13 protein-coding genes and 1 riboswitch are annotated in these 15056 nt (G+C 71.3%); of the genes, 9 read left to right on the top strand and 4 right to left on the bottom strand.

The features are described from left to right. Positions 1-34: 34 nt before the first annotated feature. Positions 35-100, top strand: a riboswitch (guanidine-III (ykkC-III) riboswitch). A 37-nt stretch (positions 101-137) separates the two neighbouring features. Next, complete coding sequence (locus ACZ4LX_RS15170) at positions 138-458, top strand: DMT family transporter (RefSeq protein WP_018555875.1); 321 nt, start codon at positions 138-140, stop codon at positions 456-458. On the opposite strand, the gene ACZ4LX_RS15165 is transcribed toward ACZ4LX_RS15170, so the two are convergent. Beyond that, entirely contained in the window at positions 452-2899 is a 2448-nt protein-coding gene (locus ACZ4LX_RS15165) for a transglycosylase domain-containing protein (RefSeq protein WP_467643905.1), read from the bottom strand. The genes ACZ4LX_RS15170 and ACZ4LX_RS15165 overlap by 7 nt on opposite strands. 172 nt (positions 2900-3071) lie before the next feature. On the opposite strand from ACZ4LX_RS15165, the gene ACZ4LX_RS15160 reads away from it, so the two are divergent. The 4 genes from ACZ4LX_RS15160 to ACZ4LX_RS15145 all read left to right on the top strand — a co-directional run bounded on the left by ACZ4LX_RS15160 (position 3072) and on the right by ACZ4LX_RS15145 (position 6494). After that, positions 3072-3872 carry an ABC transporter permease gene (locus ACZ4LX_RS15160; protein WP_467643902.1) on the top strand — a complete coding sequence of 267 codons (801 nt, stop codon included), beginning with the start codon at positions 3072-3074 and terminating at the stop codon, positions 3870-3872. After that, on the top strand, positions 3865-4734 hold the full coding sequence (locus tag ACZ4LX_RS15155; protein WP_467643898.1) for an ABC transporter permease: 870 nt from the start codon (positions 3865-3867) through the stop codon (positions 4732-4734). Before ACZ4LX_RS15160 ends, ACZ4LX_RS15155 begins: the two co-directional genes overlap by 8 nt. A 73-nt stretch (positions 4735-4807) precedes the next feature. Then, positions 4808-5782, top strand: a complete 975-nt coding sequence (locus ACZ4LX_RS15150; RefSeq protein WP_467643893.1) for an ABC transporter ATP-binding protein — start codon at positions 4808-4810, stop codon at positions 5780-5782. Positions 5783-5843: 61 nt separating this feature from the next. Next, complete coding sequence (locus ACZ4LX_RS15145) at positions 5844-6494, top strand: DUF1707 SHOCT-like domain-containing protein (RefSeq protein ID WP_467644211.1); 651 nt, start codon at positions 5844-5846, stop codon at positions 6492-6494. 141 nt (positions 6495-6635) lie between these two features. Here the strand turns inward: ACZ4LX_RS15145 and ACZ4LX_RS15140 are convergent, their stop codons facing one another. Next, a complete protein-coding gene (locus tag ACZ4LX_RS15140) occupies positions 6636-7880 on the bottom strand; it encodes an SGNH/GDSL hydrolase family protein (protein WP_467643891.1) in 1245 nt (414 codons plus the stop codon). A gap of 156 nt (positions 7881-8036) precedes the next feature. Here ACZ4LX_RS15140 and ACZ4LX_RS15135 point away from each other — a divergent pair, with 156 nt between their 5' ends. Then, the gene (locus ACZ4LX_RS15135) at positions 8037-9416 is read left to right on the top strand and encodes a DUF445 domain-containing protein (RefSeq protein WP_467643888.1); all 1380 of its coding nucleotides are present in this window, start codon (positions 8037-8039) and stop codon (positions 9414-9416) included. A gap of 155 nt (positions 9417-9571) precedes the next feature. On the opposite strand, the gene ACZ4LX_RS15130 is transcribed toward ACZ4LX_RS15135, so the two are convergent. After that, on the bottom strand, positions 9572-9874 hold the full coding sequence (locus ACZ4LX_RS15130; protein ID WP_467643886.1) for a hypothetical protein: 303 nt from the start codon (positions 9872-9874) through the stop codon (positions 9572-9574). 188 nt (positions 9875-10062) lie between these two features. Here ACZ4LX_RS15130 and ACZ4LX_RS15125 point away from each other — a divergent pair, with 188 nt between their 5' ends. From ACZ4LX_RS15125 to ACZ4LX_RS15115, 3 genes are all read left to right on the top strand, one after another. Continuing rightward, positions 10063-11574: an MFS transporter gene (locus ACZ4LX_RS15125; protein WP_467643883.1), complete on the top strand. Its 1512-nt coding sequence runs from the start codon at positions 10063-10065 to the stop codon at positions 11572-11574. Further along, positions 11571-12149 carry a TetR/AcrR family transcriptional regulator gene (locus ACZ4LX_RS15120; protein ID WP_467643880.1) on the top strand — a complete coding sequence of 193 codons (579 nt, stop codon included), beginning with the start codon at positions 11571-11573 and terminating at the stop codon, positions 12147-12149. Before ACZ4LX_RS15125 ends, ACZ4LX_RS15120 begins: the two co-directional genes overlap by 4 nt. A gap of 95 nt (positions 12150-12244) precedes the next feature. Further along, complete coding sequence (locus ACZ4LX_RS15115; RefSeq protein ID WP_467643878.1) at positions 12245-12796, top strand: hypothetical protein; 552 nt, start codon at positions 12245-12247, stop codon at positions 12794-12796. A gap of 132 nt (positions 12797-12928) precedes the next feature. On the opposite strand, the gene ACZ4LX_RS15110 is transcribed toward ACZ4LX_RS15115, so the two are convergent. Continuing rightward, entirely contained in the window at positions 12929-14893 is a 1965-nt protein-coding gene (locus tag ACZ4LX_RS15110) for a serine/threonine-protein kinase (RefSeq protein WP_467643875.1), read from the bottom strand. Between the last annotated feature and the right edge of the window lie 163 nt (positions 14894-15056).

The following is a 15056-nucleotide window of genomic DNA, read 5'->3' as shown; positions in this document are numbered from 1 at the left end:
CCTGGTGACGGTGGTCACCAGGCCCTTTGCCTGTTCTTTGCTACGGTGGTGGGACCCCGACGAGACGCGCCGTACCGGGTTTCCGTAAAGACGACGCACCCGTTCTGTTCCGTGTTCTGTGTGTCGGAGGTGCCGTCGTGGCGTGGGTTCTGCTGGTGGTCGCGGGTCTGCTGGAAGTGGCCTGGTCGATCGGGATGAAGTACACCGAGGGGTTCACCCGGCTGTGGCCGAGTGTGTTCACGGGGCTGGGGATTGTCGCGAGCATGCTGTTGCTGTCGCATGCGGCGCGGACACTGCCGATCGGTACGGCTTACGGGGTCTGGGTCGGCATCGGCGCTGCGGGTGCGGCTGTGCTGGGCATGGTGGTGCTGCATGAGCCGGTGACCGCGGCGCGGATCTTCTTCGTGTGTCTGCTGCTGGTGGCCGTGGTGGGGCTGAAGGCGACTTCGGGTCACTGACGGCCGGGGGCGGCGGGGGCGGCCGGGGCCGCGGGGGCGTGGGTGCCGCGGGCGCCTTCGGGGAAGCCTCCGCCGCCTCCGTTGTCTCCGCCTCCGTTGTCTCCGCCCCCGTTGTTGCCACCCCCGTTGCCCCCGCCTCCGTTGTCTCCGCCGCCTCCGGTACCGCCTCCGTTGCCCGCGCCGCCGTTCGTGGTGCCGCCGCCGGGGCTGTCGGTGTCGCCGGGGGTGGTCTGCGGGGCCGACGGGGTGGTGGGTGCGGTGCTGCTCGGGGCGGTCGGGGGTGTGACGGCCGGGGTGGGGGAGGGCTGTCCGGTGCCGGCGGGGGTGCTGCTCCCCGGGCTGGGGAGCGCCGTCTCGGTGGTGCCGCGCTCCAGGTCGAGGTCGAAGCTCTCGACGGGGGTGCCGCTCAGGGCGGTCCGGGTGTACTGGGCCCAGGTCTGGGCGGGGGCGCCGCCACCATTGATACGAGGCAGGCCGAGTGCTCCGTAGAGCGGCTTCTGGGCGCCGGTGTCGGGGTCCTGGCCCATGACGGCGATGACGGTGGCGAGGCCGGGGGTGTAGCCGGCGAACCAGGCGGCCTTGTCCTCCTCCGCGGTGCCGGTCTTTCCGGCGGAGGGGCGGCCGGAGCCCTGGGCCGCGGTGCCGGTGCCGCCGTCGACGACGCTCCGGAGGATGGAGGTGGTGGTGTCGGCGGCCTCGCGGGTGACGGCCTGGTCGGTGGACCGGCCGGGGAGCTTGACGCTCTCGCCGTCCTTGGTGACCTTGTCGACGAGGACGTGGGCGCCGTGCCTGCCGTGGTTGGCGAGGGTGGCGTAGGCCTCGGTCATGTCGAGGACGCTGGCGGTGGAGGGGCCGAGAGCGATGGAGGGGGAGGCGGTGAGGTCCGGGGTGTCCTGGGGAATGCCCAGGGCGATGGCGGTCCGGCGGACCTTCTCCGGGCCGACGTCCTCGGCCATCTGGGCATAGACGGCGTTGACGGACTTGTCGGTGGCGGTCCGGACGGTGATGGGCCCGTAGCTGCGGTCGTCCTCGTTGGCCGGGGCGTATCCGGTGGGTCCGCCGGGGCCCTGGACCATGCGTTTGTTGGTGCCGTCGTAGATGGTGCTGGGGGTGATGCGGCGGCCGTCCTGGGTGGTGGAGCCGTTGGCGACGGCGGAGGTGAAGACGAACGGTTTGAAGGTGGAGCCGACCTGATAGTCGCGGCGGGTGGCGTTGTTGACGTACTGCCGGGTGTAGTCGATGCCGCCGTACATGGCGAGGACGCGGCCGGTGGCGGGGTCGATGGAGGCGCCGCCGACGCGGACGTTGCGGTCGGCCTTGTTCTTCTTGCTGGTCTTGGACATGACGTTGTCGTCGACGGCTTCGACGAGGGCGTCCTGTTTCTTCTTCTCCAGCGTGGTGGTGATGCGGTAGCCGCGGGTGGCGAGGGTCTTCTCGTCGAGGATGTCGTTCTGGACGAGGTAGTCCTCGACGGCCTGGACGATGTAGCCGCGTTGTCCGGAAAGGCTGTTGGCGGGCTTGACGGGGCCGGGTTCGGGGAAGGTGAGGGCGGCGCGCTCCGCGGCGCCGAGCCATTCCTCCTTGACCATGCCGTTGAGCACGTAGTTCCAGCGGGCGACCGCGGCGGGCTTGTTCTCGGGGTGGGTGACGACGTCGTAGGCGCTGGGGGCGTTGAGCAGGGAGGCGAGATAGGCGCCTTCGGCGGTGGTGATGTCGCCGATGTCCTTGCTGTAGTAGGCCTGGGCGGCGGCCTGGATGCCGTAGGCGTTGCGGCCGAAGTAGCTGGTGTTGAGGTAGCCCTCGAAGATCTGGCTCTTGGACTGTTCGCGATTGAGCTTGATCGCGATGAAGAACTCCTTGATCTTGCGGACGACGGTCTGTTCCTGCCCCAGGTAGTAGTTCTTGACGTACTGCTGGGTGATGGTGGAACCGCCCTGCTTGCCCTTGCCGGTGACGGTGTTCCAGCCGGCCCGGACCATCGCCTTGATGTCGACGGCGCGTTCGGAGTAGAAGTCGCGGTCCTCCGCGGCGAGGGCGGCGTGCTGGACGGTGAGCGGGACCTGGGCGAGTTTGATGTTCTCCCGGTTCACTTCGCCGTCGCGGGCGATGACGCTGCCGTCCTTGTAGAGGTAGACGTTGGACTGGGCGGTGGCGCTGGCGTTGGCGGGCGGGATGTCGACGAGCTGGTAGCCGGCGATGAGGCCGCCGATCAGGACCAGTGCGATGAGGAGGAGCCCGCCGAGGACCATGCGCCAGGTGGGGACGGCGCGGCGCCAGCCGGTGCGTGGGGGGCGCTTGGGCTTCTTCCGCTTCTTCGCGCCGGTGGTGTCCGTGGCCGGGGTGCCCTGTCCCGCGGGGGCGGCGGCGTCGGCAGACAGGTCTCTGGGGGTCCAGCGCCGGTCGTCGGGGTCCCCGTTCTGCTGCTGTGGCTCGTCGCTCATGTCGGTGCAGACTCCTCGGCCGCGGTCAGTTCTCCCATAGTGCACTTTTCTGTCGAATAACTATCGGATCGACCTTCGTAAAGCGGTCGCGGCGGTTGCCCCGACTGGGCTATGCTCCTGCGCTTTGGTGTCCGCGCTCGGCGGGGCACCCCGATCGTGGGGGGTGGTTGTGGTGCGGCTCTACGCGGTGGTGGCGGCGGGCGGGTTCCGGCGCTATGCCACGTACCGGATCGAGACGGCCGCGGGGGTGTTCACCAACACCGTCTTCGGTTTCGTGCTGGCGTACACGTACGCGGCGCTGTGGGACGAGCGTCCACAGCTCGGCGGTTACGACATGTCGCAGGCGCTCACCTACGTGTGGCTGGGTCAGGCGCTGCTGATGACCTGCGTGATGATGGGCGGCGGTTTCGAGAACGATCTGATCGAGCGGATCCGTACGGGTGATGTCGCGGTCGATCTCTACCGGCCCGTCGACCTGCAACTGTGGTGGCTGGCAGGTGACTTGGGCCGGGCGGCGTTTCATCTGCTGGGGCGCGGCATCGTGCCGATGGTGTTCGGCTCGCTGGCCTTCGATCTGGCGATGCCCGAGTCGCCGGGGACCTGGCCGGCCTTTCTGCTCGCTGTGGCGCTGGGGGTCGTGGTGAGTTTCGCGATCCGCTATCTGGTCGCGCTGTCGGCGTTCTGGCTGATGGACGGGGCGGGGGCGGCGCAGATGGCGTTCCTGGCGGGGATGTTCTTCTCCGGGATGCTGCTCCCGCTGAATCTGTTCCCGGGGCTGCTGGGTGAGGTGGCGCGGGCGCTGCCGTGGTCGGCGCTGCTCCAGGTGCCGGCCGATGTGTTCCTCGGCAAGCACACGGGGTGGGGGCTGGTGCGGGTGTACGCCTTCCAGGCGGGCTGGGCGCTGGTGCTGCTGCTGGCAGGGCGGGTGCTTCAGTCGGTGGCGACGCGGAGGGTGGTGGTCCAGGGTGGCTGAGGTGGCGGACGCGGTGGTCGGGGACGCGCCCGAGGCGGTCTTCGTTCCCCGGTCGCGGGTGGCCGAGGGGGTCCGGGCGTACGGGCTGATCGTCGCGATGTGGCTGCGCTCGACGATGGCGTACCGGGCGTCGTTCGCGATGATGGCGCTCGGGAACTTCGCGGCGACGGCCTTCGACTTCGTCACGATCGTGCTGATGTTCTCGCACGTGGACGTGTTGGGCGGGTACACGCTGGCGGAGATCGCCCTGCTCTACGGGGCGGCCGGCACGGCGTTCGGGCTGGCCGATCTGCTGATGGGGTCGATGGACCGGCTGGGGCAACGGGTACGGGACGGCACGCTGGACACCCTGCTGGTGCGGCCCGTTCCGGTGATCGCGCAGGTGGCGGCGGACCGGTTCGCGCTGCGCAGGCTGGGGCGGGTGACCCAGGGGCTGCTGGTGCTCGGGTACGCGCTGGTGACGCTGGACATCGAGTGGACCGCGGCGAAGGTGCTGATGGTGCCGCTGATGGTGCTGAGCGGGGCGGCGATCTTCGCGGCGGTGTTCGTGGCCGGGGCGGCCTTTCAGTTCGTCGCTCAGGACGCCTCGCAGGTGCAGAACGCCTTCACGTACGGAGGGGCGACGCTGCTCCAGTACCCGCCGTCGGTCTTCGCGGCGGATCTGGTGCGCGGGGTGACGTTCGTCGTGCCGCTGGCGTTCGTGAACTGGCTGCCGTGCCTGTATGTGCTGGGCCGGGACTATCCGCTGGGGCTGCCGGACTGGGTGGCGTTCCTGCCGCCGCTGGTGGCCGGGGTGTGCGGTGCGGGCGCGGGTCTGGCGTGGCGGGCGGGGCTGCGGGCGTACCGGAGCACGGGAAGCTGACGGAACGATGGGCGTGCCGGGGGCGGAGGTTGACGTGACCGAGGGACTGCGGGCGGGAAGGGCGAAACGGGTAATGGATACGGACTTCATCGAACTCGACGGTGTCGAGAAGGTCTTCGACGTCCGGCGCAGGACGGGGTTCCTGCGCAGCGAGCGGCGTGAGGTGCGGGCCGTCGACGGCATCGGTTTCCGCGTGGCCCGGGGCGAGATGGTCGGTTACATCGGCCCGAACGGGGCGGGGAAGTCGACGACGATCAAGATGCTGACCGGGATCCTCACCCCGAGCGCCGGCTCGCTGCGGGTGGCGGGAATCGACCCCTCACGGGAGCGTACGAGGCTGGCGCAGCGCATCGGTGTGGTCTTCGGCCAGCGCACCACGCTGTGGTGGGACCTGCCGCTGCGCGATTCGTACCGGCTGGTCCACCGGATGTACCGGATTCCCGATGACCGCTTCCGGGCCAACATGGACCGCTGTATCGAACTCCTGGATCTGGGCGCGCTGTTGGATGTACCGGTGCGGCAGCTCTCGCTGGGGCAGCGGATGCGTGGCGATATCGCGGCGGCGCTGCTGCACGATCCGGAGGTGCTGTATCTGGACGAGCCGACCATCGGCCTCGATGTGGTGTCGAAGGCCAAGGTCCGAGGATTCCTGCGGGACTTGAACGCGGAACGCGGTACGACGGTGCTGCTCACCACCCACGACCTGACCGACATCGAGCAGTTGTGCAAGCGGGTGATGGTGATCGACCACGGCCGTCTGATGTACGACGGTTCACTCGCCGGGCTGCACGAGGTGGGCGGGAGCGAGCGGATGCTCGTGGTGGATCTGGAGTGTGAACTCCCGCCGATCCGGCTGGAGTCGGAGCCTTCGGTGCGCACGGTGAAGGTGGAGGGGGTGCGGCAGTGGCTGGCGTTTCCGGCGTCGGCTTCGGCGGCGCCACTGGTGGCGCGGATCGCCGCCGACTACCCGTTGATGGACCTTTCGGTCCGGGAGCCGGACATCGAGGCCGTGATCGCGAAGATGTACGCGTCGGCGAGTGGTCGGTAGCGCGGTGACGGGAGCGGACGCGTTCAATAGGCTGCACGGCATGACAAGTGAACTTCCGGAAATGCGTGCCTCCGATGCCGAACGTGAACGGATCGCCGAGATTCTGCGTGAGGCGTTGGCCGAGGGACGGCTGGAGATGGAGGAGTTCGAGACCAGGCTCGACGCCGCCTACAAGGCCCGCACGCACGGCGAGCTCGAACCTCTCGTGCGCGATCTGCCGCGGCCCGGTGGAACGGTGGCGCCGGTGGCTGCCGGGGGGCGGCCCGGGACGGGGTCGATGGCCCGCTGGTCGGACCGGATCGGCAAGCCGGCGACGTCCGGTGGCGGCTTCGCGTTCTGGGGCGGGTTCAGGCGCCAGGGGAACTGGACCGTCGGCCGGGTGTTCACCGCGTTCGCGATGTGGGGCGGCGGCACCATCGATCTGCGCGAGGCGGACTTCGAGGCTTCCGAGGTGGTCATCCGCTGCTTCACGATCATGGGCGGCATCCATGTGACGGTTCCCCCGGACCTGAACGTGGACGTCCGGGGGATCGGCATCATGGGCGGTTTCGGGGAGGACTCGAAGGATGTGGGGATGCCCGCGCCGGATGCTCCCCGGGTGCGGATCACCGGCTTCGCGCTGATGGGCGGGGTCGGGGTGGAACACAAGCGGAGCAAGGCGGAGAAGCAGCGCCTGCGGGACGCGGAGCGCCTGGGGCTGGACAAGGGGTGAGGGCGGGCGGCCGGCAGGACGGGTCCGAAGACCCGGCCGCCCGCCGCCGCGCTCCCGCAGCGCGCCCGGAAGCCCGCCCAGAAGCCCGCCCGGGCCCGCCCGGGCCGCCCGGCGACCCGCTTGGGCGCGTCCGACGACTCGCTACAGCGCGTCCGACGACGGCCGGACGCGCAGCAGCTCGGCCACATCGGGCAGGGAGCCCAGGCGCCGGTAGCCGGCGTCGTTCAGGTGGACGTGATCGCCGGAGTCGTAGGCCGGCAGCAGCCGGTCCGGGTGCGAGGGGTCGCGTACCGCGTTCTCGAAGTCGAGGACCTCGTCGAAGATCCCGCCGGCCCGGATCGTCTCGTTGACCTGGGCATGTACGACGTTCTGGGCGGGGGTCCAGTTGCGGTAGCCCTCGTACGGCATCAGGGTCGTGCCGATGACCCGCAGCCCTCGGGCGTGCGCGCGCTCGGTCAGGGTGCGCAGGGCGTCCGTGATCCGGGCGGGGTCCGCCTCCCGGGGGAAGGCCTGGAGGTCGTTGATGCCGAGGGCGATGATGACGGTCTTCGCCCCGGTGATGTCCAGGACGTCCCGGTCGAAGCGGTCGAGGGCGCGCTGTCCGATGCCGTCGAGCAGGATGCGGTTGCCGCCGATGCCCTGGTTGACCACCGCGTACCGGCCGTGCAGACGGTCGGCGAGGACGTCGGGCCAGCGGCTGTTCGTGTCGGTGGTGGAGCCGCTGCCCGCGGTGAGCGAGTCGCCGAACGCCACGAGGGTCCCGGTGGCGGTCTCGGCCCGCACGTCGACGGCGGTGAGGTAGCGCCAGTCCGTGGTGCGCCGGACGCCCTGCGGGTCCTCGACGAAGGACGTCTGGTGGCTGTTGGGGTGGACGGTGACCGGGCCCCGGGCGGTGGGGGTGCGCAGGGTGACGACGAGATCGGAGTCGGCGGCGACCGGGACGACGACGGGGTCGCTGATGATCTGCCCGCCGACGGCGACGGTCGCGGAGGGCGCCCTGCGGAACGTGACGGGGAGGGCGTTCACGGTGACGCTGTCGACGAGCAGCGGATGCGTCCCGAAGAGGTTGGACAGGGTGATGCGGGCCGCGTCGCCGCCGACGCTGGTGTGCACGACGTTACGGATGGTGCGCAGGGCCGGGTCCGTGCTCGGGTCCGGTTCGGTCATCCCCATCACGGGGGCCGCCGCCCAGGTGGCGAGCCAGCGGCCGGTGGAGTGGGCCGGTGCGGCGGGGGTACGGGCCACGCCCTGCGGACCGGAGGCGACGACCGTGTTCGCCGGAGATCCGGAGAACAGCAGAGAGCCCGCGAACGCCACGACGGCGGCGAGCGCGGCGGTGCCCGCCATGAGGGTTATCAGCAGGGCGTACTCGCGGCGCCTGGACATGGACGGTATTTCTCCTCGTTCGTAAGCGGGCCGCAACCATGATGCGGCAGAGCGCGGGGAACTCGACATGCGGCCCGGGAGTAGGTCAGTCAGGACGCTTTGTAGAGAATGCCTACGGGGCGCCGGGGGTGACGGTTACGCGGACGGGTGGAGCGGATGGAACGGATCGAAGGCACGGACGAGGACGCGGCGGCCGGCACCGGCACGGGCGCGGGCGGCCCGGGCACGGGGCCCGGACGACGGCCGGGCGCCCGCCCGTCGGCGTCCCTCGCCTCGTTCGCGTACACCGCGGCGGACGAGGAGAAGCGGCGTGGCGTACGCCGTATGAAGACCACGGCCACCGGCCTCCTTCTGCTGGTCGCGCTCGTGTACGTCCTCGCCACCTGGGCGAAGAACGAGGGTGTGGGCGGCTGGCCGGGCTTCGTCGCAGCGGCCGCCGAGGCGGGCATGGTGGGTGCGCTGGCTGACTGGTTCGCCGTCACGGCCCTCTTCAAGCGTCCGCTCGGACTGCCGATTCCGCACACCGCCATCATTCCCACGAAGAAGGACCAGCTGGGGGCCTCACTCGGTTCCTTCGTCGGCGAGAACTTTCTGTCGGGCGGGGTGGTCCGCGACCGGATCCACTCGCTGTCCATCGGGGGGCGGCTGGGTGCCTGGCTCGCGGAGCCGGAGCACGCGGACCGGGTCACGGCCGAGCTGTCGACCGCGTTGCGGGGTGCGCTGACCGTACTCCGTGACGCGGATGTGCAGGCAGTGGTGGGTGAGGCGATCACCCGGCGGGCGAACGCGGTGGAGGTCGGTCCCGGCCTCGGGAAGATGCTGGAGAAGATCGTCGCGGACGGCGGCCACCGCAAGGTGGTGGACCTGGTCTGTGTGCGGGCGCACGACTGGCTGGTGGAGCACAACGACTCGGTGATGGACGCGGTGCAGGGCGGTGCGCCGGGCTGGACCCCCCGGTTCGTCGACAAGCGGGTGGGCGAGCGGGTCTACAAGGAACTGCTGCGGTTCGTCACGGAGATGCGTGACATGCCGGGGCATCCGGCACGCGCTTCGATCGACACCTTCCTCACGGACTTCGCCGCGGATCTCCAGACGGACTCGGAGACCAGGGCCCGGGTGGAGCGGCTGAAGTCGGAGATCCTGGGGCGCGGCGAGGTCCAGGACGTCATCGCCTCGGCCTGGTCGTCCGTCCGCACGATGGTGATCGCGGCGGCGGAGGACGAGCGGAGCGAGCTGCGGCTGCGGGCGCGCGCCTCGCTGATGGCCCTGGGCGCCAGGCTGGCGACGGACGGGCGGCTCCAGGCGAAGCTGGAGGGCTGGGTGGAGGACGCGGCGGTGTATGTCGTGACGACGTACCGGGCGGAGATCACCTCGCTGATCAGCGACACGGTGGCCGGCTGGGACGCGGACCAGACGTCGAAGAAGATCGAGGCCCACATCGGCCGTGACCTTCAGTTCATCCGGATCAACGGCACGGTGGTGGGTGCGCTGGCGGGGCTGGTGATCTATTCGGTGTCGCGGGCGTTCGGGGCCTGAGGCCGGGGGGCCGAGGGCCGGAGGCACGAGCGGCCGGGGGCGGTGTTCCGTACGGGCGTGAACCCGGCCCCGTACGGAACGAACGTACGGAACATCCCGCCAGGCAGCCGCATAGGCCCCCATGCCGCCCGGACCGCTGAGGGCGCCCGGACCGCTCAGGCCGCGCGGCGGGTGACGGCCCAGGACGCGGCGGCCACCGTGCCCGCCACGATGAACACCGCGGGCCAGGCGCCGACCTTCTTCGCCAGGGGGTGCGACCCCGCGAAGGCGGCCACATAGGCGGTGGTCAGCGCGGCGGCGGCGCGCGGCCCCGCCTGCCGGTTCCACTCGTACGCCGCGACGCCGCCCGCCGCGGCGAGCGCCACCCCGCCCAGCGGACGCTTCCGGGTCCACCGCGCCACGGCGTAACCGCCGACCAGTCCGCCCGCCGCCACCGCCGCTGCCGGAACCTTCGCCATCGCAGCCACCTCAGCCTTCTCGTAGATATCGCCGTACGCGCGGCGTATCGCCCGTACCGGCTCCCGGGACCGAGGCTAACGCGGCTTTCCGGCGTTCCGCCGCCGAGGGGGTGCACAGGCGTTTACCATAGGGGTGAACAAACGTGCACCCCCATGCCTTCCGGCAGCCGAGCACCGTACGGAGACACATGCCCGCGGACATACCGGTCCCAGCCGCCCCCGCGACCCCCGACGTCCGGGCGCCGCACCCCCGCTTCGCCGTCGGCGTGCTGGCCTTCTGCGGGGTGGTCGTCGCGGTCATGCAGACGATCGTCGTCCCGCTGCTCCCGCACATCCCCGAGCTGACCGGTGCCACGCCGACAGCCGCGAGCTGGCTGGTCACCGTCACCCTCCTCACCGGTGCGGTCTTCACCCCGGTCCTCGGCCGGGTCGGTGACATGTACGGAAAACGCCGGGTGCTGGTGGCCTCGCTCGGAGTGCTGGTCGTGGGCTCGGTGCTGTGCGCGGTCAGCTCCCACATCGGGGTACTGATCACCGGCCGCGCCCTTCAGGGTGCGGCGATCGCCGTCGTACCGCTGGGCATCAGCATCCTGCGCGACGAACTGCCGCCCGAGCGGGTCCTGTCCGCCGTCGCGCTGATGAGCTCGACCCTGGGGATCGGCGCCGCGGTCGGCCTGCCCGTCGCGGCCCTCGTCGTGGAGAACTTCGACTGGCACACCATGTTCTGGGTCTCCGGCGTGATCGGACTCATCGACATCGCACTGGTGCTGCGCTGTGTACCGGAATCCCCCCTGCGCTCCCGCGGCCGTTTCGACGCGGTCGGTGCGCTGGGCCTGTCCGCCGCGCTCGTCTGCCTGCTGCTCGCGGTCACCCAGGGCGCCGACTGGGGCTGGGGCTCGGTACGGACGGTGGGGCTGCTCGCGACGGCCGTGGTCGTGGCCCTGCTCTGGGGCGTGTACGAGCTCCGCGCGGCGACGCCCATGGTCGACCTGAGGATCTCGGCGCGTCCGGCCGTCCTGCTCACCAACGTCGCCGCGCTGCTGATCGGCTTCGCGTTCTACGCGAACTCGCTGGTCACCGCCCAGATGGTGCAGGAGCCGAAGTCCACCGGTTACGGGCTCGGCGCCTCGCTCGTCGTCAGCGGACTGTGCCTGCTGCCGGGCGGGGTGGCGATGGTGGCCCTGTCGCCCGTCTCGGCCCGGATCTCCGCCCAGCACGGCCCCAAGGTCAGCCTCGCGCTCGCCTCCGGGGTCATCGCCGTCGGCTACGGGGTCCGGTACTTCACCAGTCACAGCCTGTGGCTGATCGTCGCGGGCGCCACGGTCGTCGCCGCGGGCACGGCCATCGCGTACTCGGCGCTGCCCGCCCTCGTGATGCGCGGAGTCCCGGTCAGTGAGACGGGCGCGGCCAACGGTCTGAACACCCTCATGCGGTCGATCGGGCAGGCCTTCTGCAGTGCGACGGTCGCCGCGGTCCTGGCCGGCTTCACCTTCCGGGCGGGCGGCAGGACCGCCCCGACGCTCCACGCGTACCAGCTGGTCTTCGTCATCGCGGCGGGCGCGGCACTCGCGGCCCTGGCCGTCACGCTGTTCCTGCCGGGCCGGAAGCCGGCCGGTGCGGGTACGGTCGAGGAGAGCCGCAAGGCACCGGACACCCGCGAGGAGGGTGTGCGGACGGCAGAACTCCAGGAGGGCGCATGACCGGCGGCCAGGCTACCGCGACGGCCCCCGTACCCGCGGAGGCGGGCAGCGGCCGGGACGCGATCCTTCTCGCCGCGCGACGGGCGTTCACCAGGCGCCCGTACGCCGAGGTGACCATCCGGCAGATCGCGGCGGACGCCGGTGTGAGCCCGTCCCTCGTGGTCAAGCACTTCGGCCGCAAGGAGGAACTCTTCAACACCGTGGCCGACTTCGGCCCGGCGGCCGCCGAACTCCTCGACGCCCCGCTCGACGTCCTGGGCCGCCACATGGTCGTCGCTCTGGTGACGTACCGCCGCGCGTTCACGTCGGACCCGCTTCTGCGCGTCGTCTTCTCCCTCGGCAACCAGGACGAACGCTCCCTGCTCCGGGACCGCTTCCACGAACAGGTCACCGACGCCCTGACCGCCCGGCTCCCCGGCCACGACCGCGCCCTGCGCGCCGAACTCCTGGCCGGCCACCTCCTGGGCCTCGGCGCGACGCTCAGCCTCCACCGCGAGGGCGCGGGGGCGTCCGCGACGCCGGAGCGCATCGCGGACCTGTACGCGCCGGCGCTCCAGCGGCTGATCACGGGCTGAGCGCGGAAACGTCCCGTGCGGGGCGGGGTGGGGGTGTCGGACAGGGCGTGAGGCGGAGAGGTATGGTCTGGGCCAGCCGACGAGGGGGGCCTCACATGTCTGTTCGTATCCGCATGTCCACTGCCGTACTGGCCATGACGGCCGTAGCCCTGGTGGGCACCCTGGCCGGCTGCACCGAGGCGAGCACGTCGCAGGGGCCCGGGGGCGATGTCCCGTACGTGGCACCATCGGCGAACGCGTCGGCGGCGGCCGTTCAGATGGCGAAGGACGAGGCGTCGGCGGCGGAGAAGGCGAGCGCCGATGAACAGGCGGAGCTGGACGCGGCAGCCCGCAGGCCCGCTCGCGTACCCGATGCCTTCGCCGGCCTTCAGGCCACGTACCAGGACGGCTGCACCCCCGGAGGCGCGAACTGCGCCTACTTCCTCGGCCGGGTGAACGACGAACTGAACCGCCTGGACAGGTCGATGAGGGCCGGGGACGACGGACCGCACCACTTCAAGGAGCCGCTGGCCCGGATCGGCGCACTGCGAACCGCGCTGGCCGGCGACAGCTCCACGGCCAACCTGGAGAAGCACCGCGAGCAGCTGATCGGCACGCGTGACCGCGTCAACGCGTGGATGCAGGGCCATCCGGAGGACTACCGCTGACGAGCGGGGCCGCCGCCCCCGGCCCTCCGCACGCCCGGCCGCGTCGGCCCACTCGGCCCACCGCGGTCCGGAGCGGGCGAACGGGGTGGGGTCCGGGACGGACGTCCCGGACCCCACCCCGCGAACACCGGGTCAGCCCGCCGCGTTGCGCCAGACGGTCACGTCCACCGTGATGTACGTACTGGGCGAGTCGTCGGACGAGTGGCCCTGGTAGGTCAGGAGGGCCATGTGCCCCGACCCCGTGGTGATGCAGACCTGGCGGTCCTTGGAGAGCTTGTCCACGTAGATGCTCGTGGCGAACCGGGTCTCCGCGCGGCAGACCGCGAGTGACCCCGCCTGGCCCGCGTCGAGTCGCACCAGGGTCCCGTCGGTGTCCGCGTCGAGGTGACCGCCGGTGCTGAAGTAGATCAGCTGGGAATCACCGTTCTCGCCCTCCTTCGGCTTGAGTTCGTTGTCCTCGAGCGTCAGGTTGTACCCGGAGGTGAGGTTGATGCCGGTGAACACCTCGGCCTCGGGGTCCCCCTTGGCGGAAGGCATCGGATCGGTCCCTGCGCCCCCGTCTCCCGGCCCGCCGTTGTCCTCCGTGCCGGCGGCGGGCGACGAACCGCCCTGCCGGGGGGTGCTCTTGTCCTTGGGCGATTCGCTGCTCTGCGACGACTTCCCGTCGTCGTCCTTCAGCAGGAGGTACGCCGTTCCGCCGCCCGTCACACCGACGACGAGCGCCGCGGCGAGGGCGAGGGCGGCGATCCGGCCGCCGCGGCGCTTGGCGGGCTGGGGCGCGGCAGGTCCCTGGGGCGGCAGATGCCCGGGGTGCGTCTGGGCCTGCACCGGATACGCGCCCGCGCCCGTGGACGGGGAGGGGGATGCGGAGGGGGATGTGGATGGAGTCTGCGCGTGCGGATACGGCTGCGGCTGCGGGGCCTGTCCGTGTTCCTGCCCCTGTCCCGCTCCTTGCCCCTGAACCGGATTCGGGGTCTGCGGATACGGGGTGTGCGGGGTCTGCGGCGACTGGCCGGCCGACGGAGTGACGGGCGGACCGTACCCGGGAGGCGGGGTGACGGGCGGACCGTATCCGGGGGGCGGGGTGCTCGGGGCGGGCGCCGTGGGCGAATAGCCGACCGACGGGGCGACGGCCGGGGCGGCGGCCGGAGGCGGCGGGGTCTGGACCGGTGCCGGGGCAGCCGCCCGTACGGTGATGTCGGCGGCGACCGGGCTCGGCAGCCAGTCCTCGGGGCGCCGCAGCACCGTCTCCGCGTTCGCGGTCTGGCACAGCGTGATGACCTCGGCGACCGAGGGCCTGGCCTCCGCCTCCTTGGCCAGGCAGCGGCTGACGAGCTCCATCAGCCGTTCCGGGACACCTGTGAGGTCCGGCTCCTCGTGGACGATCCGGTAGAGCACTCCGTGCGAGGTCCCCTCGCCGAAGGCCGGTGACCCGGTGGCCGCGTACGCCGCGACCTGGCCGAGCGCGAAGATGTCGGTGGCCGCGGTGACCCGGCGCCCCGCCGCCTGCTCCGGGGCCATGAACGACGGTGTGCCGATGGTGACGCCGCTGCCGGTGAGCGAGGTCGCGTCGGCCGCGTACGCGATGCCGAAGTCGATGACGCGCGGCCCGTCGGCCGCGAGCAGTACGTTCGACGGCTTGAGGTCGCGGTGCACGATGCCCGCCCCGTGAATGACGTGCAGAGCCTCCGCCATACCGGCGATCAGCAGCAGCACGGTCTCGACCGGCAGTGCCCCGTGCGCGACGACCGCGTCGGCGAGCGAGGGCCCCGGCACATACGCGGTGGCGAGCCACGGCTGCGCGCTGTCCGTGTCGGCGTCGATGACGGGCGCGGTGAACAGCCCCTGCACCCGCTGTGCGGACTGCACCTCCTGCGTGAACCGCCGCCGGAATTCCGGGTCTTCGCCGAACTCGGGCCGGATCACCTTGATGGCGACGGGCCGGCCGCCGGGCGTGTACGACAGATACACCTTGCCCATGCCGCCCGCACCGAGCTTGGCGGCGAGACGGTACCCGGCGATGGTGGCCGGGTCGTCGCCCGACAGTGGCTGGAAGACCTGGGAGGCGCTGCCCCGGTGTGGCTGATGGCCGCTCATGAACTCGTATCTCCCCCGAAGAGCGCTGCTGTAGAAACGGCACCCTATACAAAATGCTGGGCCGCAGGACGCGCGCTCCACAGGGGCGTTGGCCGCGCGCCACTCATGCCGCACCGGGGCCGACGCGGTAACGCGGCCTCACGCAGGAGAGGCTGTTCCCGTT

It is taken from the genome of Streptomyces sp. NPDC026062 (genome assembly GCF_055568375.1).
The sequence above is the reverse complement of the archived record's forward strand: the minus strand, read 5'-3'. Positions and strand labels throughout refer to the sequence as shown.